Origin of the sequence: Streptomyces sp. NPDC088766 (assembly GCF_044750845.1) — a bacterium.
Lineage (GTDB): Bacteria > Actinomycetota > Actinomycetes > Streptomycetales > Streptomycetaceae > Streptomyces.
Genome location: NZ_JBIVKQ010000001.1, coordinates 458,989 through 480,455, shown reverse-complemented (window position 1 = coordinate 480,455; position 21,467 = coordinate 458,989). Strand labels below are relative to the sequence as shown.

The following is a 21,467-nucleotide window of genomic DNA, read 5'->3' as shown; positions in this document are numbered from 1 at the left end:
TTGCGGCCTGCGGCCGCGGCCCGCGACGGACACGGCAAACGCCTCGGTCCCGTACGGCGATCCGGGCGATCGGACCGTACGGGACCGAGGCGGCGCGATGAAGCGGGCCGCTTGCCGGTTATCCGGCCTGCGGCGGCAGCGCGGCGATGAAGGGGTGGTCGCGCTCGATCAGGCCCAGCTTGCTGGCGCCGCCGGGCGAACCCAGCTCGTCGAAGAACTCGACGTTCGCCTTGTAGTAGTCCTTCCACTCCTCCGGAGTGTCGTCCTCGTAGAAGATCGCCTCGACCGGGCAGACCGGCTCACAGGCACCGCAGTCGACGCATTCGTCCGGGTGGATGTACAAGGACCGCTGGCCCTCGTAGATGCAGTCGACCGGGCACTCCTCGATGCACGCCTTGTCCTTCACGTCGACACAAGGCTGCGCGATGACGTAGGTCACGCTGTCGTTCCTCCTCGATAGGGCGCTGGCGGGCCTCCTCAGGCTCCGCCGCCTGGCGCGCGGGAGCGCGGCGTCGTCGATGCCCGCCCCTAGTATCTCCGTTCTTGGCACTGATCCGAACAGGAGGGGTGGACCGACCTGTGGAAATCTCGGCCGCCGGACGTCTCGAGGTTCGCATCACCGCTGCTGACGTGGGCAAACGCGTCTCCGTGCGGCGCTTGAGCGAGGCTGGAGCCACCGAGGGGAAATTCACCGACACGGTGGGTGTTCTCACATCATGGGACAGCGGTGTGCTGGTGATCACACGGAAGAGTGGTGAGAGCGTCCGCATCGCGGAGTCATCCCTGGTCGCCGGGAAGGTCGTCCCGGCCGCTCCGGCCCGCCGCCGGGGACCGGCCGCCTCCTACGGGGAACTCGCCCGGGTCTCCGCGCGGGCCTGGCCGCCCGTGGAGAGCGAGCGGCTGGGCGAGTGGGAGCTGCGCGCCGCCTCCGGCTTCACCCGCCGCGCCAACTCCGTGCTGCCGCTGGGCGACCCGGGCCTGCCCCTCGACGAGGCCCTGGACGCCGTACGGCGCTGGTACGGCGACCGGGGCCTGCCCGCTTACGTGCAGACCGCGACGGGGGCGGAGGGCACCCAGGAGCTGCTGTGCGCCGAGCTGGAGCGGCGCGGGTGGGTGCGTGAGGTGACCGCCGAGCTGTGGACCGGGGCACTGGCGCCGGTCGCCGACCGGGCGGCGGAGGCCGGCCGGGTGGTGCTGGCGCGGGAGGCCGACGAGGCCTGGCTGGGCCGGTACCGGCGCAAGGGGGTCGGCGAGACGGCGCTGAAGGTGCTGGGGTCGGGGCCGTCGGTGTGGTTCGCGTCCGTATCCGGCGAGGGGGCGGCTCCCGCGGCCGTGGGACGGTGTGTCGTGGACGGGCGGTGGGCCGGGTTCGCGGCGGTCGAGGTCGATCCGGCGCAGCGGCGGCGGGGGCTGGCGACGGTCGTGATGACCGCGCTGGCGCGCCGGGCGCTGGAGGAGGGCGCGTCGGCGGCCTGGCTCCAGGTCGAGGAGGACAACGTGGGAGCGCGGGCGCTGTACGCCGGGATGGGGTTCGGGGCGCATCACGCCTACCACCACTACCGGGAGCCGGAGGCGACCGCGCCGTGACGGGACTCGAGCGCGCGGAGCTGCGGCGCCGGTTCGCCGAGGAGGCGCGGTCCGAGCGGCCCGACCTGTCGCTGCTGTGCCTGCTGGTGGGGGCGGCGGCGGACCGGACGCTGGACGAGGCCGGACTGGACGGCGCGCAGGTCGACCTGGACTCGCTGGCGGGTCAGCTGCCGTTCCGGCCGGGCGGGCCGCTCGCGTGGGCGGTCGCGCTGCGCGAACTGCTCGGTGAACGGCTCGGTTTCGGCGGCTCCGCGGCGGACTACGAGCGGCTGGAGTCGTCCCTGCTGCATCGGGTGCTGGAGCGGCGGCGGGGGCTGCCCATCCTGCTGTCCGTGGTGTGGATCGAGGTGGCGCGGCGGGCCGGGGCGCCGGTGTACGGCGTCGCCCTGCCGGGGCACTTCGTGGTCGGCTTCGGTCCTGTGCAGGAACAGGTGCTCGTCGATCCGTTCGACGGGGGCCGGGTGCTGACGGGGCGCGACGCCGAACTGCTGGTGACGGGGGCGACGGGGGCCCCGCTGGAGCCCTCGATGCTGGAACCGGCCGAGACGCTGGACGTCGTACGGCGGATCCTCCGCAACATCCGGGCGTGGGCCGCGGTCCGGCCGGAGCGGTCGGACGTCGCGCTGTGGGCGGTGGAGCTGGCGCTGCTGCTGCCGTCCCATCCGGCCCGGCTGCGGTACGAGCGGGGGCAACTGCTCGTGCGGCGCGGGGAGTTCGTACGGGGGGCGGAGGAGATGGAGGAGTACGCGGCGCTGGTGGAGGTGGTGGACGAGGAACTGGCGGAGCGGATCCGCCAGGAGGCCCGGGGGGCACGGGCACTGCTGAACTGAGGCCCCGGCCGGCCCTGTCCGGCCCCGTCCGGAGCCGGCCCTTCTCCCCCGCCGCGCGCACCTCCGCCCGGAGCACCTCCGCCCGGGGCACCTCCCGCTCGCGGTCCGTCAGGGGCTGGTGCCGAAGACGCGGACCGTGCCGCTGCCGGCCTGCCCGAGGCCGAGGCCGAGGAGGAGGCCCGGGGAGGAGGCCCGGGGAGGAGGCCCGGGGTGGTGGGCTTGCCGGCTCCGTCGGGCGCCGGCCGGTGAACGCCCGAGGGCACCCGGCGCGGATGCTGCCGGGTGCCCTCGGGCGGAAGTGCCCGCCTCGCGTCAGCTCGGGTCGGTGTCGATGACCGCGATCCGGTCCGTCGTGCTCGTCAGGGCCGGGCGCAGGGCGCTGATGACGTCCTGGACCGTGACGGGCGTCTTCTGGCCGGTACCGCGGGTGATGAGGACACCGTCGAAGGCGCCGCCGTACAGCTCCTTCAGCGCGGCCTCGTCGTAGCTCTCGACGAGCTTGCCGTCGACGGCCTTGACGCCCAGGAACTTCCAGAGGGAGTTCTTCGGGCTCATCAGGACCGAGTGGACGGCGTCGGTCTGGACGGTGACCTTGTCGGACATCGCCGGTTCGGCGAACTCCTTCATCATCCGGTCGACCTCGGCGTCGGACACCGTCGGCTGCTTCAGCGTGGTCGGGACCTTCACCGCGGTGGGGGTGCCGGTCTCGACCTGGCCGCGGTAGGCCTCCACGACGGCCGTCTGCGCCTTGGCCGCGTCGATGCCCTTGCCCGCCTTGCCGTAGACGGCGACGGCCTTGCCGGACTCGAACTTGATCGTGCCGTCGGTGGCCGAGCCGGAGCCGCCCGCGGCGTTCTTCAGGGCCGCCTGGAGCTTCTCCTCGTCGACCGGCATCACGGGCTCGATCTCGCGGTGCTCGCCGAACAGCGAACCGATCACCGAGACGGGGTTGTAGTCGCTCTTGGCGGCCGCGTCGACGGTGGCCTGCATGTCGAACTGGAGGCCCGCCTGGTCCGGCTTGAGGGTGACCGTGCCGCCGTCCACGGACAGTTTCAGCGTCTGGTTCACCCGGCCCTCGAAGGCGTCGTCGAGCTTCTTGACGGCTTCGTCGCGGGTGCCGCCGCCGATGTCCACGCCGAGCACGGTGGTGCCCTTGGGCACGTCGGAGTGGTTCATCAGCAGTCCGGCTCCGTAGGCGCCGGCCGCGGCGACCACCACCAGGCTGCCGAGCAGGACCAGCTTGCTGCGGCCCTTCTTCTTTTTCTGCTTCGAGCCGGCCGCGGGCGCGTTCTGCGCGACGGGCTCGGGCGCCTGCGGCGGGGTGTGCGGCAGCGGCCCCTCGGGGTGGCCGCCGGGGGCGAACGGTCCGCCCTGACCGGTCGGGGGGACGACCGGGATGCCGCTGGTGACGGTCTGTCCGGAGACGTTGTCGTGCCGGCCGTAGCCGCCGGCGCCGGGCTCGGAGGCCGGCTGCTGCGGGGTGAGGATCGCGGTGTCGTCGCTGAGGCCGCCGCCGGGGTGGCGGACGGCGCCCGCGGCGGCGCCCGGAGCCGCGCCGGCGGCTCCGCCGTTCATCGGCGGCACCATCGGGCCGTCACCGGTCACCGGGCCGCCGGTGGGCCCGGCGGGGCCCTGCGGGCCGCCCCGGCCACCACGGCCGACGGGGCCTTCGGGTCCGTTGAAGTCGTAGGCGGCACCGGGGCCGCCGGGGCCGCCGGCCGGGCCGCTCGGTCCGGGACGGCCGGCCTGGCCGGTCCCGTTCCCGTTGCCGCTTCCACTCCCGTTTCCGTTCCCGTTCCCGGCGAAGTACGGCAGGTCGTCGCGGCGCGGCTCGGGACCGCCGCCCTGCGTCGGACCGCCCGTCGGACCACCCTGCGTCGGACCGCCCTGTATCGGACCGCCGCCCTGCACCGGACCGCCGCCCTGTATCGGACGGGCGCCGTTGCCGAGGGGACCCGCGGCGAGCGCCTCGGTCACGTCGAAGGAGCCGGTGCCGCCGCCGTGCCCGGGGGCCACCGGACCGCCGGTGGCGCCGGACATGCCGGCGCCGTTGGTGCCGCCGGAGCGGGCGGCGCCCGGTGCGCTCGGGGAGCCGGGCGCACCGCCGGGCCGCCCGGCCCCCGGACGCGCGCCGCCGGGCGCACCGGCGCCCGCGCCGGGCGCGGACGGGGCGGAGGGGAGGCCGGAGGGCGCGCCGGGGCCCGAAGCGGGCGCCGGGTCACCGCCGTTGGCGGGGCCGCTGCCCTGACCGGCCCTGGCGGGACCGGACTTGCGCGGTGCGAACCAGTCGCTGGGCGTCTTCCCCTCGGCCGTCGGCGCGTGGTCGCCTGGCGCCTCGGCGGTGCCGGTGGCTCCCGGGCGTCCGGCGGCTCCCGTCGTGGGAGCGCCGCCCGCGGCGCCGGAAGGGGCCGCGCCCCGCGCGTCGGCGCCGCCGTCGTCGCCCGCGCCGTCCGCGTCGTTGACGGGCTTGCGGACGACGACCGGCGGGATGGGCCGCGACCCGGGGATGTTGATCCGGATCCGGGTCGTCAGCGTGGTCTCGGTCTTGCGTTCCTCCGGCCGTGCGGCCGAACGGCCCGTGTCCGGGCCGCCGTCGGACACCATCGGGGTGCCGTAGGGCGGCGTGCCCGAGGGGTATGCGGCTCCGCCGCGCCCGTTGGACCCGTTGGGCCCGGAGGACGGACTGTCAGTTTCACGACTCAAGGCAGGTTCTCCAGGTTGGCTCCGCCGCCCGCCACGACCTCACGGGCAGCTCGGCGGCGCGCACCACCATACTGGCCACTTATGGCCGGTATCCCATGACCGCCGTCGAAACCGTCACGGGACTCGCACGCCCGTGCCGCGGCGAAGTGGTACGTCACTTCCCAAGTCGGACGCCGTCGCCGACCGGTTGCCGCCCCCAGCCGATGGTGGCACAGATCACAGCGAGCGCCATGCCGCCGAGCAGGAAGAGGTAGGAGCCGCCTCCCGCGCCGAACAGGAAGTCGCCCTCGGGGCGGCCGGCGGTGAGCAGGACGACGGCGATCATCCAGCCGGCGGCGGGCGCGACGGCCCCGGCCCGGCGGCCGACGGCCCGCGCACCGCCGAGGAACAGCCCGGCGGCGCCCGCGAGCGCGAGCAGCAGACCGCCGGGGAACCAGCCGGCCTGGACGAGCGCCCCGGCCAGCGCGGTGAGCGCGCCGAGCAGCAGGAGCCCGAGGTAGGCGGCGATCCGCGCGGCGGGGGGCCGTTGGAGGGGCTGGGCGAGCAGGGAGCCGTGGTCGGGCATCAGAGGGCCTCCTCGGCACCGGCGCGTTCGAGACCCGCGAACAGGTCGGTCTCCCGCCCCCGGGGCCGCTGTCCGCGGACGAGTTCGTAGTACTCGGTGGTGAAGAGGGGCTGGGCCAGCTCGTTGGAGAGCGCGAAGTGCCTGCCGTCGGGGGCGACCTCGATCTGGGTGGCGTGCGCGCGCATCGCGGCGGCCTTGGCGGCGGCGTGGGCGCCGCCGTCGATCTCGGTGGTGATCCGCTCGTCGTCGACGACGCCGGGTACGTCCGCCACGGCGGCGCTCCTGGCGAAGGGCAGGCCGGGCAGCTCCTGGGCGAGCCGGGCGAAGGCGGCCTCGGCGACGGAGCGCGGGACGCGGTTCCAGTAGACCTTGGGGATGCTCCAGCCGGCCCGGTCGGCCAGCTCGACGGCCCGCATGGCGACGCGGTGGGCCTGGATGTGGTCGGGGTGGCCGTAGCCGCCGTGGTCGTCGTAGGTGACGAGGACCTGGGGGCGCAGGGCGAGGATCACTTCGGCGAGCGATCCGGCGGCGGCGTCGACGTCGGCCTGCCAGAAGGCGGCGGGGTCGTCGTTGTCGGGCAGGCCCATCATCCCGGAGTCGGCGTACCGCCCGGCGCCGCCGAGCAGCCGGAAGTCACCGACGCCCAGTTCGCCCATGGCGGCGGTGAGTTCGCGCAGGCGCCACTCCCCCAGGGCGGCACCGGTGAGGTGCCGCAGCTGCGGCGGGACGACCTCGCCACGCTCACCGAGGGTGCAGGTGACCAGAGCCACCTGGGCACCCTCGGCCGCGTACCGGGCCATGGTCGCGCCGTTGTTGATCGACTCGTCGTCCGGGTGCGCGTGCACCAGCAGCAGACGCCGGGCTGGCAGTTCCGTCATGGGGCAACCCTACGAGGCGGGCATGCATGCGTGCCGCGGGGGCAGACGCACACACGGAGGCAGGGTCGCACCGGTCAGAACTTGATGCTGCCGATCATGCTCGCGACGCTCGTCGTCAGGTCGTTGATCGTCCCCGCCATCGTGGAGGAGGCGAGGTAGAAGCCGAGCAGGATGCAGACAACCGCGTGACCGCCCTTCAGTCCCGACTTCTTGATCAACAAGAAGACGATGATCGCCAGCAGCACCACCGCCGAAATCGAGAGTGCCACGGCGGCTCACCTCCAAGAACCCGGTTACGTGGGGGAAGACTGAACTAGGGAACCCGTAAATCCGTACAACAGCCAGCAGGTTCATACCCACACAGCGCTAGTGATCATAACTGTGGGTGCGTGCGCATCTCTCGGCGCACAGCCGCACAAGGGGGCGCATGGCCAATATGGTCGGGGCATGACGACCGAGTCCGACTCCTTCCCCCGCCGGCATGCCCGGACCCAGCGGTTCACGCTCGGCGCGCCGCGTTCGTTCACGGTGGCGCCCGACGGCTCCCGTGTCGCGTTCCTGCGCTCCTTCGCCGGTGACGACCGCAGCAACGCGCTGTGGGTCCTCGACCCGGCGGACGGCCGAGAACGCGTGGCCGCGGACCCGCGCGCCCTCCTCGGCGGCGCCCCGGAGGCCCTCTCGCCCGAGGAGCGGGCGCGCCGCGAGCGCAGCCGCGAAGGAGGCGCCGGGATCGTCGGGTACGCCACCGACGCGGCCGTCGAGCTGGCTTCTTTCACCTTGTCGGGGCGGCTTTTCACGGCGGAGCTGCGGGCCGGCACGGCGCGTGGGATCCGCACTCCGGGGCCGGTGATCGACCCTCGCCCCTCCCCCGACGGACGGCTCGTCGCGTACGTGGCGCAGGGCGCGCTGCGGGTCGTGGGCGCCGAGGGCGAGGGCGACGCGGCGCTCGCCGAGCCGGAGTCGGAGGGTGTTTCGTACGGATTGGCCGAGTTCATCGCGGCGGAGGAAATGGGCCGTTCGCGGGGGTTCTGGTGGGCCCCGGAGTCCGACCGGCTGCTGGTCGCGCGGGTGGACGACACGCCGGTGGAGCGGTGGTGGATCTCCGATCCGTCCCAGCCGAAACGTGACCCACAACACGTCCGCTATCCGGCTGCCGGGACGGCCAACGCCGACGTGCGGCTGTTCGTGTTCGGTCTCGACGGGGTGCGCACGGAGGTCGTCTGGGACCGGGCGCGCTACCCGTATCTGGCGCGAGTGCACTGGTCAGCGGCGGGTGCCCCACTGCTGCTCGTACAGGCGCGCGACCAGCGCAGTCAGCTGTACCTGGCGGTCGACACCGCCTCCGGGGCGACCCGGATGGTGCACGCCGACGAAGATCCGATTTGGCTTGATCTTTTCCCCGGGGTGCCCTGCTGGAGCCCTGCCGGGCAGCTGGTGCGCATCGCCGACGAGGGCGGCGCCCGGGTCCTCGCGGTCGGCGAACGTCCGCTGACCAACGGCCAGTTGCAGGTCCGCGCCGTGCTGGACGTGACGGCCGACGACGTGCTGGTCTCGGCCTCGGCCGGGGAGTCGGCGGAGCGCCCCGAGATCGGCGAGGTGCACGTCTACCGCGTCAACGAACTCGGCGTGGAGCGCGTGTCCGACGAGCCCGGCGTGCACTCGGCGGTGCGGGCCGGGGGCGTGACCGTCCTGGTCTCGGCGGCCCTGGACCGGCCCGGGAGCCGGGTGCGGGTGCTGCAAAACGGCGACCGGAGGGAGCCGGGGGCCTCCGCGGCCGGGGGCCGGCAGACGGCGGTCACCGTCCGGTCGTACGCGGAGGATCCCGGCCTCTCTCCCCGCGTGACCCTCACCCAGGGGGGCGCACGGCGGATCCCGTGCGCCGTGCTTATGCCTACGGACTACCCCGGTGACACCTCGCTCCCGGTCCTGCTGGACCCCTACGGCGGCCCGCACGGGGCCCGGGTGCTCGCCGCGCACAACGCCCACCTCACCTCGCAGTGGTTCGCCGACCAGGGGTTCGCGGTGGTCGTCGCCGACGGGCGGGGCACTCCGGGGCGCTCACCGGCCTGGGAGAAGGCGATCCGGGACGATCTGGCGGCCGTCGTGCTCCAGGACCAGGTCGACGCGCTCCAGGCGCTCGCCGCCGACTTCCCGCTCGATCTGAGCCGGGTCGCCGTCCGAGGCTGGTCCTTCGGCGGTTACCTGGCGGCCCTCGCGGTGCTGCGCCGCCCGGACGTGTTCCACGCGGCGGTGGTCGGCGCCCCGGTCACCGACCTGCGCCTGTACGACACGCACTACCAGGAGCGCTACCTCGGACACCCCGGGCAGCAGCCGGAGGTCTACCGGCGGAACTCACTGGTGGACGACGCGGGACTGGTCGACCCGGCCGAACCGGCCCGCCCGATGATGATCATCCACGGCCTCGCCGACGACAACGTGGTGGTCGCCCACTCCCTGCGGCTCTCCTCGGCCCTGCTCGCCGCCGGCCGCCCGCACGAGGTCCTGCCGCTGGCCGGCGTGACGCACATGACCCCCCAGGAGACGGTCGCCGAGAACCTGCTCCGCCTCCAACTGGACTTCCTGCGCCGCTCCCTCGAACTCACGTGAGCGGCAGCCCTCCGGAGAGCACCGCAACCGACAATTGAGGAACCACGACGAGGCACCAGCCAGGTCCGCGAGAGCGGCGCCGGTTCAGGCGCAAAAAAGGGGCAACGGGCCGGGGCGACATGGCGCGCCCCGGCCCGTTCACGGCACCCGCACGGCCGTACGCTGTTCAGCCTGACGCGTCCGTATATCGGAATCGCGTCGGCCGAGTTGCCTGCGTGTTAACGCGATTGCGGCGCAAATGTACTCCTATGCCCGCTCGTTTCCATGATCTTCCCGGGGCTCCTCGGACGGCACCACCTGCTTCTCCTCCGCGAAGTGGCAGGCGGAGTCGTGGGCCGCGGGGCCGCCCGTGCGGCGGAAATCCGCCGGGACGGCGAGGGCCGGCACCTCCACGGCGCAGCGCTCCCGCGCCTTCCAGCAGCGGGTGCGGAAGCGGCAGCCGGAGGGGACGTTCGTCGGCGAGGGCACGTCCCCGGAGAGGATGATCCGTTCCCGGTGCTCGCGCGCCTCCGGGTCAGGCACGGGCACCGCGGAGAGCAGCGCCTGGGTGTACGGGTGGGTGGGGTGGTCGTAGATCTCGGCGTCCCGGCCGGTCTCCACGATCCGTCCGAGGTACATCACCCCGACCCGGTCGGAGATGTGCCGGACGATCGACAGGTCGTGCGCGATGAAGACGTACGAGAGGTCGAACTCGTTCTGGAGGCTCGCCAGCAGGTTGATGACCTGCGCCTGCACGGACACGTCGAGCGCGGACACCGGCTCGTCGGCGACGATCACCTCGGGGCGCAGGGCGAGCCCCCGCGCGATGCCGATGCGCTGGCGCTGGCCGCCGGAGAACTGGTGCGGGTAGCGGTTGATGTACTCGGGGTTGAGGCCGACCACGTCCAGCAGGTCCTGGACCTTCCTGCGCCGGTCGCCCTTGGGCGCCACCTCGGGATGGATCTCGTACGGCTCCCCGATGATGTCGCCCACCGTCATGCGGGGGTTGAGGGAGGTGTAGGGGTCCTGGAAGACCATCTGGATGTTGCGGCGGACCGCCCGCAGGGCCTTCCCCGACAGCTTGGTGATGTCCTCGCCCTTGTAGCGGATCGTCCCGCCCGTCGGCCTCTCCAGGTTGACCAGCATCTTGGCGACCGTGGACTTGCCGCAGCCGGACTCCCCCACGATGCCGAGGGTCTCGCCGCGGCGGAGGACGAAGTCGACGCCGTCGACGGCCTTGACCGCGCCGACCTGCTTCTTGAAGAGAATGCCCCGGGTGAGCGGGTAGTGCTTGACGAGCCCGGTCACCTCGAGGATCGGCTCGGCCGGCGCGGGGACCGGGGCGGCCGTGTCAGCCGGGGTACTGGCCATGCAGGCACTCCCTCCAGAAGTGGCAGGCGCTGCCCCGCTCCTCGTCCACCTCGTACAGCGGCGGCTCGTCGGTGCGGCACACGTCCCGGGCCATCGGGCAGCGCGGGTGGAAGGCGCAGCCCTGCGGGATGTGCATGAGGTTGGGCGGCAGGCCCTTGATGGCGTACAGCTCCCGGCCCTTGTGGTCCAGGCGCGGGATGGAGTCGAGCAGGCCGCGGGTGTAGGGGTGGGCGGGCGCCTTGTAGATGTCGTGGACGGGCGCCGACTCCACGATCCGGCCCGCGTACATCACGGCGATGCGGTCGGCGACGTCGGCGACCACGCCGAGGTCGTGGGTGATCAGGATGAGCCCCATGCGCAGCTCGCGCTGCAGTTCCGCGAGCAGGTCCATGACCTGGGCCTGGACGGTGACGTCGAGGGCGGTGGTCGGCTCGTCCGCGATGATCAGCGCGGGTTCCAGGGCCATCGCCATCGCGATCATGATGCGCTGGCGCATGCCGCCGGAGAACTGGTGCGGGTACTGCCGGACCCGTTCCTTCGCCGCCGGGATGCGGACCCGGTCCATCAGCTCGACGGCCTTGGCGCGGGCGTCCTTCCTCGACATGCCGCGGTGCACGACGAACATCTCGCCGAGCTGGTCGCCCACGGAGAGCACGGGGTTGAGCGAGGACAGCGCGTCCTGGAAGATCATCGCCATCTCCGCGCCCCGGACCTTGCGGCGCTCCTCCTCCTTGAGGGTCAGCAGGTCCCGGCCCTGGAAGAGGATCCGACCGCCGGTGATCCGGCCGGGCGGGACGTCCAGGATGCCCATGACGGCCTGGGCGGTGACGGACTTGCCGGAGCCGGACTCCCCCAGCACGGCGAGGGTCTCGCCCGCGTCGACGCCGTAGGTGACGCCGTTGACGGCCTTGGCGATCCCGTCGCGGGTGCGGAACTCCACGTGCAGGTCGCGCACTTCGAGCAGCATCGGGACGTCACCTCAGCTTCGGGTCGAGGGCGTCGCGCACCGCGTCGCCGAGCATGATGAACGCCAGCACGGTGAGCGCCAGGGCACCGGAGGGCCACAGCAGCGCGTGCGGCGCGTTGCGGATGTACGGCGAGGCGGCGGAGATGTCGATGCCCCAGGAGACGGTCGGCGGTTTCAGGCCGACGCCGAGGTAGGACAGGGTCGCCTCCAGGGCGATGTACGTGCCGAGCGCGATGGTGGCCACGACGATCACGGGGGCGACGGCGTTGGGCGTGATGTGCCGCAGCAGCATGCGCGAGTTGGAGGCGCCGAGCGCCCGCGCGGCCTGGACGTAGTCGTTCTGCTTGGCGGTGATGACCGAGCCGCGGGCGATGCGGGAGATCTGCGGCCAGCCGAGCAGCACCATGAACCCGATGACGGGCCACACGGTGTTGCTGGTCACCACGGAGAGCAGGACCAGGCCGCCGAGGACGACCGGGATCGCGAAGAAGATGTCGGTGATCCGGGACAGGAACGAGTCCCACGTACCGCCGAAGAAGCCGGCGAGCCCGCCGAGGACGCTGCCGAACAGGGCGACGCCGAGCGTGGCCAGGACGCCGACCGTGACGGACGTACGGGCGCCGTAGACGGTGCGGGTGTACACGTTGCAGCCCTGACCGTCGTAGCCGAACGGGGCACCCTGCTGGGAGCCTTCCTGGGCCTTGGCGAGGTCGCACGTGAGGGGGGAGCCGGAGGCGATCGCCGAGGGCCACAGGGAGATGAACACCAGGAAGAGGATGACCAGGCCGGCGATGATGAAGACCGGGTTGCGGCGCAGGTCGCGCCAGGCGTCGGACCACAGGGAGCGGGCCCGCTCGCCGGAGGCGGCCGATGTGCCCGGCTCCGTGGGGCCGGTGCCCTCCGGGCCGGCCGGGGTCCCCTCCAGGGTCTCGCCCTCGGAGGCGGCGAGGTCCATCGCGCCGCCCATGCCCGTCGCGGCGACGGCGCCGTCCTCCTGTGGGGTGTGGCCCCCGCCGGAGGGAGGGCGGGGCTCCGGCGGCATCGGTTCAGGCATAGCGGATCCTCGGGTCGAGTACGGCGTACAGGAGGTCGACGAGCAGGTTGGCCACCAGGAAGACCAGGACGAGGACGGTCACGAAGCCGACGACGGTCTGGGTGTTCTGGCGGAGGATGCCCTGGTAGAGCTGGAAGCCGACGCCGTGGATGTTGAAGATGCGCTCGGTGACGATCGCGCCGCCCATCAGGGCGCCGATGTCGGTGCCGATGAAGGTGACGACCGGGATGAGCGAGTTGCGCAGCAGGTGGCGGGTGACGACGCGGCGCCCCGGCAGGCCCTTGGCGACGGCCGTACGGACGTAGTCGGACCGCTTGTTCTCCGCGATGGAGGTGCGGGTCAGGCGGGTGACGTAGGCCAGTGAGACGCTCGCCAGCACCAGGCCCGGCACGATCAGCTCGCCGAACGCGGCGTCCGGCGACACCGACGGTTTGATCCAGCCCCACTGGACGCCGAGCAGCAGCTGGAGCAGCAGGCCGGTGACGAAGGTGGGGACGGAGATCACGACGAGGGTGCCGAGCAGGACGCCGGTGTCGACGGGGCGGCCGCGGCGCAGGCCGGTGACGACTCCGAGGGTGATGCCGATGACGATCTCGAAGAGGATCGCGACGATCGTCAGCCGGATGGTGACGGGGAACGCCGAGGCCATCAGCTCGGTGACCGGCTGGCCGTTGAACGCCGTCCCGAAGTCACCGGTGAAGATGTTGCCCAAGTAGGTCAGGTACTGCTGCCAGACCGGCTTGTCGAGGCCGAACTCCTTCTTCAGCTGGGCGGCGGTGGCGGGGTCGCACTGCCGGTCGCCGCAGAGGCCCGCGATGGGGTCGCCCATCACGTTGACCATCAGGAAGATCAGCAGCGTGGCCCCGATGAACACCGGGATCATCTGGAGGAGGCGCCGGATCACGTACCGCCCCATGGCGGGTCAGCTGACCTTGATCTCGTTGTAGACCGGCACGGAGAACGGGTTGAGTTTGACGCCCGAGAGGCGCTCCGAGTAGCCGGCGCTGCCGTTCTGGTACCAGAGCGGGATGGCGGCCATGTTGTCCCGGACGACCTCCTCGGCCTGCTGGAACGTTTCGACGGCCTTGGCGGTGTCGGTCTCGGCGTTGGCCTTGTCGACGAGGTCGTCGAACTCCTTGTTCGACCACTTGCCGTCGTTGGAGGAGGCGTTGGTGTAGTAGAGCGGCTGGAGGAAGTTCTGGATGAGGGGGTAGTCCATCTGCCATCCCGCGCGGAACGGGCCGGACATCTTCTGGTCGCCGATCTGGCCGCGGAAGTCGGCGAAGGTGCCGACGGGGTTGCCGACGCAGGCCTTGTCGTTGCCGAGGGCGTTGTTGATGGAGTTGCAGACGGCGTCGACCCACTGCTTGTGGGAGCCGGTGTCCGCGTTGTAGGTGATCTTGACCTGGCCGCCGGGGAGGCCGCCGCCCTCCTCGATGAGCTTCTTGGCCGCGGCCGGGTCGTAGTCGCAGGCGTCCCCGCACAGGCCTTTCTTGAAGCCGCCGTCCTCGCCGAGCACCGGGGAGGTCCAGTCGGTGGCGGGGGTGCGGGTCTTCTGGAAGATCGTCTCGGTGATCTGCTCGCGGTCGATGGCCCGGGACAGGCCGGTGCGGACCTTGTCCGAGCCGCTCTTGTTCCACTTCGGGTCGTAGAACGGGAAGGCGAGGGTCTGGATGATGCCGGCCGGGGTGTTGAGGTAGCGGTCGCCCAGATCGTTCTTGACGTTCTTGAGCTGGGCCGCCGGCACGTCGTCGACCAGGTCGAGGTTGCCGGCCAGCAGGTCGGTGTAGGCGGTGTTGTTGTCGGTGTAGACCTTCAGGTCCACGCCGCCGTTCTGCGCCGCGTCGTCGCCGGGGTAGTCCGCCCACTTGCGCAGGCTCATCTGGGAGCCCTTGGTGTAGGAGTCGATGGCGTAGGGCCCGTTGCCGACCGGCTTGGCCAGCCAGCCGGCGTGGTCGGTGAAGAAGGCCTGGGGCAGCGGGGCGTAGGCGGGGTAGCCGAGGGTGTCGGGGAAGGTCGAGAACTTCTGGTTGAGCTTGACGGTGAAGGTCTTGTCGTCGACGACCTTCAGCCCCGAGAGGGTGTCGGCACTCTGCTTGCTCCCGTCCTCGGGGTGCGTCTTGTCGTAGCCCTCGATGTAGCCGAAGAAGTAGGCGTTCTTCTGGTTGTTCTTCAGGCTGGCGCCGTAGTTCCAGGCGTCGACGAAGGACTTGGCGGTGACCTTCTCGCCGTTGCTGAAGGTCCAGCCGTCCTTGATCGTGACGGTGAAGTTCTGCGAGTCCGAGGTCTCGATCTTCTCGGCGAGCATGTCCTCGGCCTTGCCGGTCTCCGGGTTGTACTTCTTCAGGCTCCGGAAGATCATGTCGAGGACCTTGCCGCCCTGCACCTCGTTGGTGTTGGCCGGCTCCAGCGGGTTCTGCGGGTCACCCCACGAGGAACTGAGCACCGCGCCGCTGTCGCCCCCGCTGTCGCCCCCGCCCCCGCAGGCCGTCGCCGTGAGGGCTGCGGCCGCCGCGCATGCGGCCCACCTGGCGTGCGTGGCTCCACGCATGGATGCCTCCTCTTGACCGCGCCTCACCTGAGCGCTGTGCCGTAGGTGTCGACGCCCGTATCGACGTACTGATTCCTTATCAGTAAATATCAACGCAAAAGGTGTACGACGCATACGCGCGCCACCCGTCCGGGTGCCGGACCTCCGGGAACCGCGGGCGGCGGACGGCCGCCGTGAGGGCGCCGGTGAAGCGGTGGGCGCACGAAGGCGCCCCCGGCGAGGTGCCCGTCGCGTCACCGCACGACGCGCGCCGCGGACACCCCGGCCCGCGGAGCGTGCCCGAGCCCTGGCCGGCGCCTCCCGTGCCGCGGTCCTGCCGTCGGCGGCTCCCGCGGACCGGCACCCGCGGGCCCCGTCACCGCCCTCACGCAGAAGGCCCTCGGCGTTCGAACCGGCCGGTGGGACCCGCCTCGTCAAGCGGTACGAGCGCCGCTTCCCGCGACCGCCCGGCGGCGCGTCCCGGGCAGGCGGAAGGCGCGGGGTGTGGTTCTGCCGCGCGGCTGTGCGCAGCGCCGCGACGACGGCCGTGGTCGCCGGGGGCGCGGTCTCGGTGTGGCGCGTCGCGGCGAACGGCAGGCGCGGGACCGGGCGGTCCTCGACGGGCCCTCGACGGGCGCCGCGCGGATTGCGGGTGTGCCCGGGTCGACGGCGGTCCGGGGGACGAGCGCGGTGACGGGTGCGGCCCGTGTGCGAGCGGGTGCGGCCCGTGTGCGAGCGGGCTGAGCGGCGATGTCGGCGGTGACGTGGCGCGTCACGGGTGTGAGGTCGGCCTGGTGGCGGGCATGCGGGACGGCCTCTGTCCGCAGTCCGTGGTCGGCGGCGGCACGGCAAGGCTGTGCGGCGCCGGTTCCGGCAGCGCGACAGGCCGCCCGCCGGTACGGGCGTGCGGCGGATCCACGTACTGCGGGAACACCGTGGCGCCTGCCACCTGGCGGCGGAGCACCCGAGCGGGCCGAGCGTCCGGGCGGCCATGGTCATCGGCCTCGGCGTCGAGCAGGCGACCCGCTCTCGAACGGTTGCGGACCCTGCCGAGTCCCTGCCGGGCAGCGACGGCCACCCGTCTCGCCCGGCACCGCCTGCCGTACCCCCCGCCGCGTGTCACCCGGGACGGCAGATGCCGCACTCCGCGGCTTCCCAGGAGTTCCGGCACGGCAGGCCCGGCACCGGCCTGTGCGGACGGCACACCCAGCGGCGCACCCGCGTGGCACCGCGCGAGACGGGCCGGGTACGCGTCGGGGGCGGGAGCACGGGCTCCCACCCCCTGTCCACGTCTCGATGCGCGTGGCGGAGCTACTCCTTGGTGGCCGATTCCTCCAGCGCCCTGAGCGCCGGGTCGAGGACGACGTCCTCGTCACGGGCCTCGGTGGTCGGGTCCTCCGGGAAGTGGCAGGCCGTCAGGTGGCCGGCCCGGTTGCCGGAGAGCTGGACCAGCGGCGGCTCCTCCGTCGCGCACTTGTCCTGCGCCTTCCAGCAACGGGTGCGGAAGCGGCAGCCGGACGGCGGGTGGATCGGCGAGGGCACGTCACCGGAGAGCCGGATCCGCTCCCGGGCGGGACCCTCGTCCTCGATCTCGACCTCGGGGACCGCGGAGAGGAGGGCGTGGGTGTACGGGTGCCGGGGCCGGTTGTAGAGGGAGTCGCGGTCGCCGACCTCGACGATCTTGCCGAGGTACATCACGGCCAGGCGCTGCGAGAAGTGGCGCACGACCGCCAGGTCGTGGGCGATGAAGAGGAAGGCGATGCCCATCTCTTCCTGGACCTTCTGCAGCAGGTTGACCACCTGTGCCTGGATCGACACGTCCAGCGCCGAGACCGGCTCGTCGGCGACGATCAGCTTCGGGTTCAGGGAGAGCGCGCGGGCCACGCCGATGCGCTGGCGCTGGCCGCCGGAGAACTCGTGCGGGAAGCGGTTGTAGTGCTCGGGGTTGAGGCCGACCAGCTCCAGCAGCTCCCGGACCTTCTTCTCCCGGCCTCCCGGCGGGTTGATCCCGTTGACCTCCATCGGCGACTTGATGATCGTGCCGACCGTCTGGCGCGGGTTCAGCGAGGAGTACGGGTCCTGGAAGATCATCTGGATCTCGGACCGCACGGGCGCGATCTGCCGCCGCGAGGCGTGCGTGATGTCCTGCCCGGCGTACGTGATCTTCCCACCGGTCGGTTCCAGCAGCCGGGTGATGAGCCGGCCCGTGGTCGACTTGCCACAGCCCGACTCGCCGACCAGGCCGACGCTCTCGCCGACGCCGACGGTCAGGTCGACGCCGTCGACGGCCTGGACCGCACCGACCTTCCGCTTGATCGGGAAGCCGCCGTAGATCGGGAAGTGCTTGGTCAGACCCTCGACCGACAGCAGCGTCTCGGCGGACGGTGCGTCGGTCGGTCCCTGCTGTGTGGGGAGGGTGAGGTTGTCGCTCATGTCTCGGTTCTCCCTAGCGCAGCCGGGGCTGGATCTTGTCGATGAAGATGGACTGCTTCTGCTCGGCCGTCAGGTGGCAGGCGGCCGCGCGTCCTTCGCCCAGCAGCGGACGCTCGTCCGAGCACGCGGTGCCTGGCACCTCGGACCGGAAGGCGCAGCGCGGGTGGAAGGGGCAGCCCGAGGGCGGGTTGAGCAGGCTGGGCGGGTTGCCGGGGATCGGCGTGAGCGCCTCCGACGTGTTGCCGCCCAGGCGCGGCATCGAGCTCAGCAGCCCCCAGGTGTACGGGTGCTGCGGGTTGCGCAGCACCTCGCGGACGCTGCCGCGCTCGACCGCGCGGCCCGAGTACATCACCAGCAGGTCGTCGGCCATGTGCGAGATGACGCCGAGGTCGTGGGTGATGAAGATGATCGCCGAACCGAACTCCTGCTGGAGGTCCTTGAGCAGGTCGAGGATCTGGGCCTGCACGGTGACGTCCAGGGCGGTGGTCGGCTCGTCGGCGATCAGCAGGTCGGGGTTGCAGACCAGCGCCATGGCGATCATCGCGCGCTGGCGCATACCGCCGGAGAACTGGTGCGGATAGTCGTCGACGCGCGTCTTGGGCTGCGGGATGCCGACCTTGGTCAGCATCTCCACGGCCCGGTCCTTCGCCTCCTTCTTGGAGGCCCCCGTGTGCTTCATGAACGGCTCGGCGATCTGCCGGCCCACCGTGTAGTACGGCGAGAGCGCGGTGAGCGGGTCCTGGAAGATCATCGCGACCTTGTTACCGCGCAGCTTCTCCATTTCCCGCTCGGTCGCCGTCACCAGCTCCTTGCCGTCCAGGACGATCTCACCCTCGACGGTGGAGCTCATGGGGTTGTGCAGACCGAGGACGGTCAGGTTGGTCACGGACTTGCCCGAGCCGGACTCGCCCACGATGCCGAGGGTCTTTCCCCGCTCGACGTCGAAGGAGAGCCCGTCGACCGCCTTGACGATGCCGTCCTCGGTGGAGAACCGCACCCGCAGATCACGGACCGACAGGAAGGCCTCGGACCCGGTCGGAGCCTGGGCGCCTTCGGACTTGGTCAGTGTGGTCACGGTATTTCTCCTAGGCGAGGCGCACGCGCGGGTCGATGTAGGCGTAGGCGAGGTCCACGATGATGTTCAGGACGAGGATGAAGAACGCCCCGAACAGCATGACGCCCATCGTGAGGGGCAGGTCCTTGGTCAGCGAGGACTCGACCGCGAGGCGGCCGATGCCGGCCAGGTCGAAGGTGAACTCGGTGACCACCGCGCCCGCGAGGAGCGCGCTGAGGTCCATGCCGATGATGGTGACGATCGGGATCAGCGACCCGCGCCAGGCGTAGCGGAAGAAGACGTATCCGCGCTTCATGCCCTTCGCCCGTGCGGTGCGGACGTGCTCCTCCTGGAGCTGCTCGATCATCGTCGAGCGCGCCATACGCGTGTACTGCGCGGTGAAGATGGTGGACATCACGAGCCAGGGGATCAGCATGCCCAGGAACCAGCTGGCCGGGTTGTCCGTGAACGGCACGTACTTGGGGTTGTCCATCCAGCCCGTGCTGTAGACGAGGAAGCCGAGGACGATCGGGCCGAGGAAGTAGATCTGGAACGAGCTGAGGACCATGGACACGCCGCTGACGGCCTTGTCGACGACCGTGCCGCGCTTCCAGGCGGCGAGGAGGCCCGTGCCGAGACCGAACAGCAGGAAGATCACCAGGCCGCCGACGGTCAGCGACAGCGTCAGCGGGAAGCGGTCCATGATGGAGTCCCAGACGAAGTCACCGCTGCTGAAGGAGACGCCCAGGCACGGCGCGGGGCAGTGCCCCTGCGGGAAGTCCCGGCCGGTCACGATGCCCACCATGAAGTCCCAGAACTGCGCGGTGATGGGCTTGTCGAGACCGAGGTTCTCGCGGATCACGGCGATGTTCTCGGGGGTGCAGTTCTTGCCGCAGGACAGTTCGGCGAAGTCCTGGGGGATTGTGTAGAACAGGAAGAAGGTGAAGGCGCCGATCAGGAACAGGATCACGACGGCGCCGGTCAGCCTGCGGAGAAGGAACTGAAGCATGGCGGATAGATGCTCTCTTCGAAAAGCGGCGGTGTGAGGGGTACCGACCGCGGGGGTGCGCTCCGCCTGGCGCGCACCCCCGCGGGTCAGCCGAGCTGACCGGTTACGGCTGCTTCAGGAACAGGTCGTTGATGTCGATGTAGCTCGACTCGGTGCTGTAGCGGGCACCGCCGATGTTCGAACCGAAGAGCTGGATCTGCTTGGAGTAGTACACCGGGGCGGCCGGGTTGACCTTCTCCACGATGAGGTGGTGCGCCTTCTCCCAGGTCTTGGCGGCCTCGGTCGGCTGCTCGGTCAGCGCCTTCTGGATGAGGGCGTCGACCTCGGGGTCCTTGATGTGCGAGTAGTTCGAGGCGCCGTCGGCGACCTGGGTGCCGTCGTAGACCGGGGTGATGACGGTGGACGGGGAGGACCAGTCCTGGCCCCAGCCGGTCATGTACAGGTCGTACGGGTTGGCCAGCTTGCCGATCTGCTCGTAGAACGAGGCGCGGTCGATCTCCTTGGCCTGGACGTCGAAGCCGATCTTGTTCAGGGCGTCCTTGATGATGACCATCTGGGCCTGGCCGCGGGGGCTGTTGGAGTAGGCGTAGGTGAGCTTCGTGCCCTCCTTGACACCCGCCTCCTTCAGCAGCTCCTTCGCCTTCGCCGGGTCACCGTTCGGCTTCTTCAGCTTGCCGAACGGGTCGTAGCTCGGGTCGAAGCCGGGCAGGGTCGGGGCCATCAGACCGCCGGCGACCTCGCCGCCGTAGCGGCCGCCGTCCGCCTGGACCATGGCCTGGCTCGGGAGAGCGTAGGCGATCGCGTCGCGGACCTTCTTGTCCTTCATCCGGTCCAGGTTGAAGGACATCTGCCACACGTAGGGCTGGTAGCCCTGGATCGTGCGCTTCTTGGCGGCGGCGTCACCGATGACCGTGGAGAGCTGGGCCGGGTCCACCGAGTCCGTGAACTGGATGGCGTTCTTGGCGTCGCCCTGGTCGGCGATCAGACGCTTGGTCTGGCTGGCCTGGTCGATCGTGGTGGTGAAGTTGTAGCCGTTGACGTACTGGTGGCGCACCGAGTCCGTCTTCGGGTCCCACTGGTCGTTCTTGACCAGGGTCAGCGACTTGCCGGACTTGTAGTCGGAGATCTTGTACGGGCCGAGCGAGGCGGGGGCCTTGTCGTAGCCCTCCTTCGTGTCCCGCTTCGCCGGCACGATGCCGTAACCGGCCATGGCCAGGGCCTGCGGGAGGTCCGGGCGCGGCTTGTCGAAGTGGAAGACGACCGTCTTCGCGTCCGGGGTCTCCAGGACGGTGTCCGGGAGGTGCTTGCCCTTGTACGGGCCGTCCGGCAGCGCCTTGCGGTAGTCCGAGCCCGACAGCCAGTTCTGCAGGTAGGTCGGGCCGTCGAAGATGACCTTCGAGTACAGCCGCTCGACGGTGTGGCGGACGTCGGCGGACGTGATCACGTTGCCCTGGTCGTCCTTGACGCCGTCCTTGAGGGTGTACGTCCAGGTCTTGCCGCCGTCGGTGGACTTGCCGGAGTCGGTGGCGATGTCACCGACGACCGTCAGGTTGCCCTTGTCGTCCTCCTGGTAGTTCGTCAGACCGCGGTGGATCAGGTTGGCGAACTGGCCGGCGTCGCTGACGTAGATCTGCCCCGGGTCCATGTGGCTCAGGTCCGACTGCATGTACACGTTGATCGTGCCGCCGGGCTTCGCACCGGTCACTTCCTCGGCCGGGCCCGTGGAGGCCTTCACGTCACCGTAGGCGACAGGCTTCGACTGCGCGGCGGCGTCGTCCTTGGACTTGGACGTGTCCTTGGCGTTGTTCTTTCCGTTGTCGGAGCAGCCGGTCAGTGCCAGCGATCCGGCCACGAGGGCCACGGCTATGGCGCGCGCCTGGCGCGTTCTGATGGGCGTCAT

Annotated in this window: 17 protein-coding genes; 3 read left to right on the top strand and 14 right to left on the bottom strand. The window is 71.3% G+C overall.

Annotated features, from left to right (window positions below):
• Window positions 1-118 precede the first annotated feature (118 nt).
• Complete coding sequence (gene fdxA / locus ACIP5W_RS02130; protein ID WP_130443832.1) at window positions 119-439, bottom strand: ferredoxin; 321 nt, start codon at window positions 437-439, stop codon at window positions 119-121.
• A 140-nt stretch (window positions 440-579) separates the two neighbouring features.
• On the opposite strand from fdxA, the gene ACIP5W_RS02125 reads away from it, so the two are divergent.
• Both ACIP5W_RS02125 and ACIP5W_RS02120 read left to right on the top strand, forming a co-directional pair.
• Entirely contained in the window at window positions 580-1,587 is a 1,008-nt protein-coding gene (locus tag ACIP5W_RS02125; RefSeq protein WP_401465311.1) for a GNAT family N-acetyltransferase, read from the top strand.
• Entirely contained in the window at window positions 1,584-2,417 is an 834-nt protein-coding gene (locus ACIP5W_RS02120; RefSeq protein ID WP_401465308.1) for a tetratricopeptide repeat protein, read from the top strand. Before ACIP5W_RS02125 ends, ACIP5W_RS02120 begins: the two co-directional genes overlap by 4 nt.
• Window positions 2,418-2,729: 312 nt before the next feature.
• Here ACIP5W_RS02120 and ACIP5W_RS02115 read toward each other — a convergent pair whose 3' ends face one another.
• The 4 genes from ACIP5W_RS02115 to ACIP5W_RS02100 all read right to left on the bottom strand — a co-directional run bounded on the left by ACIP5W_RS02115 (window position 2,730) and on the right by ACIP5W_RS02100 (window position 6,832).
• On the bottom strand, window positions 2,730-5,120 hold the full coding sequence (locus ACIP5W_RS02115; protein WP_401465305.1) for a hypothetical protein: 2,391 nt from the start codon (window positions 5,118-5,120) through the stop codon (window positions 2,730-2,732).
• A 154-nt stretch (window positions 5,121-5,274) separates the two neighbouring features.
• Window positions 5,275-5,685 (bottom strand): DUF6113 family protein, encoded by a 411-nt coding sequence (locus ACIP5W_RS02110; RefSeq protein WP_401465302.1) that lies wholly within the window; start codon window positions 5,683-5,685, stop codon window positions 5,275-5,277.
• Window positions 5,685-6,563 carry an N-acetyl-1-D-myo-inositol-2-amino-2-deoxy-alpha-D-glucopyranoside deacetylase gene (gene mshB / locus ACIP5W_RS02105; protein ID WP_401465299.1) on the bottom strand — a complete coding sequence of 293 codons (879 nt, stop codon included), beginning with the start codon at window positions 6,561-6,563 and terminating at the stop codon, window positions 5,685-5,687. The genes ACIP5W_RS02110 and mshB overlap by 1 nt, the downstream gene beginning before the upstream one ends.
• A 74-nt stretch (window positions 6,564-6,637) precedes the next feature.
• Complete coding sequence (locus ACIP5W_RS02100; RefSeq protein WP_030783885.1) at window positions 6,638-6,832, bottom strand: hypothetical protein; 195 nt, start codon at window positions 6,830-6,832, stop codon at window positions 6,638-6,640.
• Window positions 6,833-7,010: 178 nt separating this feature from the next.
• Here ACIP5W_RS02100 and ACIP5W_RS02095 point away from each other — a divergent pair, with 178 nt between their 5' ends.
• On the top strand, window positions 7,011-9,170 hold the full coding sequence (locus ACIP5W_RS02095; RefSeq protein ID WP_401465295.1) for a prolyl oligopeptidase family serine peptidase: 2,160 nt from the start codon (window positions 7,011-7,013) through the stop codon (window positions 9,168-9,170).
• Between the two features lie 246 nt (window positions 9,171-9,416).
• On the opposite strand, the gene ACIP5W_RS02090 is transcribed toward ACIP5W_RS02095, so the two are convergent.
• The 9 genes from ACIP5W_RS02090 to ACIP5W_RS02050 form a co-directional block, all read right to left on the bottom strand.
• The gene (locus ACIP5W_RS02090) at window positions 9,417-10,520 is read right to left on the bottom strand and encodes an ABC transporter ATP-binding protein (RefSeq protein WP_401465292.1); all 1,104 of its coding nucleotides are present in this window, start codon (window positions 10,518-10,520) and stop codon (window positions 9,417-9,419) included.
• Window positions 10,501-11,487, bottom strand: coding sequence for an ABC transporter ATP-binding protein (locus tag ACIP5W_RS02085; protein ID WP_401465289.1), 987 nt, complete (start codon window positions 11,485-11,487; stop codon window positions 10,501-10,503). The genes ACIP5W_RS02090 and ACIP5W_RS02085 overlap by 20 nt, the downstream gene beginning before the upstream one ends.
• Window positions 11,488-11,494: 7 nt before the next feature.
• The gene (locus ACIP5W_RS02080) at window positions 11,495-12,541 is read right to left on the bottom strand and encodes an ABC transporter permease (protein WP_401465286.1); all 1,047 of its coding nucleotides are present in this window, start codon (window positions 12,539-12,541) and stop codon (window positions 11,495-11,497) included.
• Complete coding sequence (locus tag ACIP5W_RS02075) at window positions 12,534-13,457, bottom strand: ABC transporter permease (protein ID WP_401465283.1); 924 nt, start codon at window positions 13,455-13,457, stop codon at window positions 12,534-12,536. The genes ACIP5W_RS02080 and ACIP5W_RS02075 overlap by 8 nt, the downstream gene beginning before the upstream one ends.
• A 6-nt stretch (window positions 13,458-13,463) precedes the next feature.
• Window positions 13,464-15,092 (bottom strand): ABC transporter substrate-binding protein, encoded by a 1,629-nt coding sequence (locus ACIP5W_RS02070; protein WP_401465281.1) that lies wholly within the window; start codon window positions 15,090-15,092, stop codon window positions 13,464-13,466.
• A 1,290-nt stretch (window positions 15,093-16,382) separates the two neighbouring features.
• Window positions 16,383-17,504 (bottom strand): ABC transporter ATP-binding protein, encoded by a 1,122-nt coding sequence (locus ACIP5W_RS02065; RefSeq protein ID WP_401465278.1) that lies wholly within the window; start codon window positions 17,502-17,504, stop codon window positions 16,383-16,385.
• A 13-nt stretch (window positions 17,505-17,517) separates the two neighbouring features.
• Entirely contained in the window at window positions 17,518-18,579 is a 1,062-nt protein-coding gene (locus ACIP5W_RS02060) for an ABC transporter ATP-binding protein (RefSeq protein WP_401465275.1), read from the bottom strand.
• Between the two features lie 10 nt (window positions 18,580-18,589).
• Window positions 18,590-19,567, bottom strand: a complete 978-nt coding sequence (locus ACIP5W_RS02055) for an ABC transporter permease (RefSeq protein WP_401465272.1) — start codon at window positions 19,565-19,567, stop codon at window positions 18,590-18,592.
• Window positions 19,568-19,670: 103 nt separating this feature from the next.
• Window positions 19,671-21,467: an ABC transporter substrate-binding protein gene (locus tag ACIP5W_RS02050; RefSeq protein WP_401465661.1), complete on the bottom strand. Its 1,797-nt coding sequence runs from the start codon at window positions 21,465-21,467 to the stop codon at window positions 19,671-19,673.

Coding starts and splice junctions, on each gene's coding strand:
- ACIP5W_RS02110 (WP_401465302.1), bottom strand. CDS start 5,685: ATGCCCGACCACGGCTCCCTGCTCGCCCAGCCCCTCCAACGGCCCCCC.
- mshB (WP_401465299.1), bottom strand. CDS start 6,563: ATGACGGAACTGCCAGCCCGGCGTCTGCTGCTGGTGCACGCGCACCCG.
- ACIP5W_RS02095 (WP_401465295.1), top strand. CDS start 7,011: ATGACGACCGAGTCCGACTCCTTCCCCCGCCGGCATGCCCGGACCCAG.
- ACIP5W_RS02090 (WP_401465292.1), bottom strand. CDS start 10,520: ATGGCCAGTACCCCGGCTGACACGGCCGCCCCGGTCCCCGCGCCGGCC.
- ACIP5W_RS02085 (WP_401465289.1), bottom strand. CDS start 11,487: ATGCTGCTCGAAGTGCGCGACCTGCACGTGGAGTTCCGCACCCGCGAC.
- ACIP5W_RS02080 (WP_401465286.1), bottom strand. CDS start 12,541: ATGCCTGAACCGATGCCGCCGGAGCCCCGCCCTCCCTCCGGCGGGGGC.
- ACIP5W_RS02075 (WP_401465283.1), bottom strand. CDS start 13,457: ATGGGGCGGTACGTGATCCGGCGCCTCCTCCAGATGATCCCGGTGTTC.
- ACIP5W_RS02070 (WP_401465281.1), bottom strand. CDS start 15,092: ATGCGTGGAGCCACGCACGCCAGGTGGGCCGCATGCGCGGCGGCCGCA.
- ACIP5W_RS02065 (WP_401465278.1), bottom strand. CDS start 17,504: ATGAGCGACAACCTCACCCTCCCCACACAGCAGGGACCGACCGACGCA.
- ACIP5W_RS02055 (WP_401465272.1), bottom strand. CDS start 19,567: ATGCTTCAGTTCCTTCTCCGCAGGCTGACCGGCGCCGTCGTGATCCTG.
- ACIP5W_RS02050 (WP_401465661.1), bottom strand. CDS start 21,467: ATGACGCCCATCAGAACGCGCCAGGCGCGCGCCATAGCCGTGGCCCTC.